Origin of the sequence: Arachidicoccus sp., assembly GCF_050436765.1 — a bacterium.
Taxonomy (GTDB): Bacteria; Bacteroidota; Bacteroidia; order Chitinophagales; family Chitinophagaceae; genus Arachidicoccus.
This window is the reverse complement of sequence record NZ_JBNQGD010000258.1, coordinates 1-1806: the sequence shown is the minus strand read 5'-3', so window position 1 is coordinate 1806 and position 1806 is coordinate 1. Positions and strand designations below refer to the sequence as shown.

At 37.7% G+C, this 1806-nt stretch carries 3 protein-coding genes; 1 reads left to right on the top strand and 2 read right to left on the bottom strand.

Annotation, left to right across the window (positions count from 1 at the left end; all coding sequences use genetic code 11):
- Positions 1–229, top strand: a 229-nt coding sequence (locus ACQR30_RS11320) for a hypothetical protein (protein WP_429735121.1), incomplete at its 5' end; no start/stop codon positions are given.
- A gap of 145 nt (positions 230–374) precedes the next feature.
- Here the strand turns inward: ACQR30_RS11320 and ACQR30_RS11315 are convergent.
- Positions 375–791 carry a hypothetical protein gene (locus ACQR30_RS11315; protein WP_429735119.1) on the bottom strand — a complete coding sequence of 139 codons (417 nt, stop codon included), beginning with the start codon at positions 789–791 and terminating at the stop codon, positions 375–377.
- A partial coding sequence (locus tag ACQR30_RS11310) for an RHS repeat-associated core domain-containing protein (RefSeq protein ID WP_429735117.1) occupies positions 788–1806 on the bottom strand: 1019 nt, incomplete at its 5' end. The genes ACQR30_RS11310 and ACQR30_RS11315, both read right to left, overlap by 4 nt.

The following is a 1806-nucleotide window of genomic DNA, read 5'->3' as shown; positions in this document are numbered from 1 at the left end:
AATAATCGCTGTATCCTCTTACTTCCAAAGAACTTCCGCTTTTAGCTACTACTGCACGCACATTGTCAACAGCCAGTTTATTCTTTTGTTGTTGGTCTCCGCTGCGCTAAGACCAACAACGGCTAAAAAAGAACTACCGCTTTTGGCTACCAACGCACGTACATTGGATATGCCGTATTTACCTTACTTCACAGAACTTACTTCTTTATACATTTGGAACACCAACTGATAAAGCTTATCTATTAAATGTCCTTTTTAGCCCAGAAATTTAGATTATAGCGATTTCCTGAATTCTATTATGCTATTGTTTGCTATTCTGAAATCAGCTACAACTCTTTCCTGACAGGTGTTTTAACGAATATAAATATAATGTTTTATATTATATACTCATCAAAATGTTTTAGACATAATCGTAATTCTTTTGCCGACTTCAATAATTTTCTTTCCAATTCATTCTTTGGATTAAATTTAGCAAAGCAGTCATTGTTTAATTGGACTTCACTTTTATCTATACTTGATAAAATTTGGATATTAAGTTTGTTTAAATGCAGCGTTTTTGTCTTATCATCGTAATCTGGCAACTCGCCATTTTGTAATATAGAGATGAATATAGATAAATAATTCTCTATGTTTTCATAAGAAACGGTTACCGCTTTAATTTTATTTATATATCGAAGCCTGTAAAAAAAATTACCGTTATTTATTTCTTCTGAAACTTTAAATCCAAACTCTGTAATAAGAAAATGGAAATAAATTTTTACTACCTCTATGTACTTATTTCCGTCTATCATGGTTTTAGTATGTTTAATGAACCAGGATGTAGTTTTTGATAATTTTGTAGCATATTTTGTTCCATTTCATAAAATATACTTCTCTTAGTTCGACTCGCATCCAAACCTATATCTAAAATTGTTCGTCCACTTCGCATTTCGTTCAATATCCATTTACGATTGTATTGCATCATTTGGCTAGTTATCTGATCTGCGGTACCCGTAAATTCAGGCATCGTATTTAGAATTCTTGCCCCAGGTATTTTAGCCGCTGCATCAATTACACGATCCATGGTTTCACCAATCACTGTTGTCCCTGTTTTAGCGGCTGTGAATGCAGCTCCTAAACCTTTCCCAATCAATCCAAGCGTCTTGCCACCTGCATACATTCCAAAAGCCTGACCAACTAAATCATTGCCCAGCGGCGGATCATACGGATGGTTCTTAAAATAAGGATTTGCTTCTAACCATGCATTTCTTTGATCCTGATGAAAAGCCATTCTTTGATCAAAGGTCATGATACTGTTCATATCAGTATACCTCTGAAAACCTCTGAACTCTGGAGAACGACTAAAAAATGCTTGAGCGCCACTCATTGCCACATCTGCAGATTGATCATCTCCTGCGACATTGACATATAATTGACCTGCTGCTGTTGCTTCCTGTTCATGATGACCCTCCCAATGAAATGTACTGATTGAACCGTCCCCATTTTGATGGGCATACCAATCAGGCGGTGTATCTTCTCCTCCATCTTTATCTACACCATTCACAGGGTCATTCCCCATTGCTATATACGGTGAGTAATATTGACCGGCAGGGTCTGTCGTCAGCCATCTGGCAATTCTGCTATCATACATCCTTAGCTCAAAAGCGTTCCAGTCGGTTTCACCGTCTTTCTCGGCATAAGCTCCCTGGTAGCCGTAGCGGTAATCGGTGCCTCCACTGCGTAAGACCATACCATATGGATAATAATCGCTGTATCCTCTTACTTCCAAAGACCTACCACTCTTAGCTACTACTGCTCGCACATTGC

What these genes read in the sequence shown, in the direction of transcription:
- ACQR30_RS11315 (WP_429735119.1), bottom strand. Translation starts at nt 791, where the DNA reads ATGATAGACGGAAATAAGTACATAGAGGTAGTAAAAATTTATTTCCAT.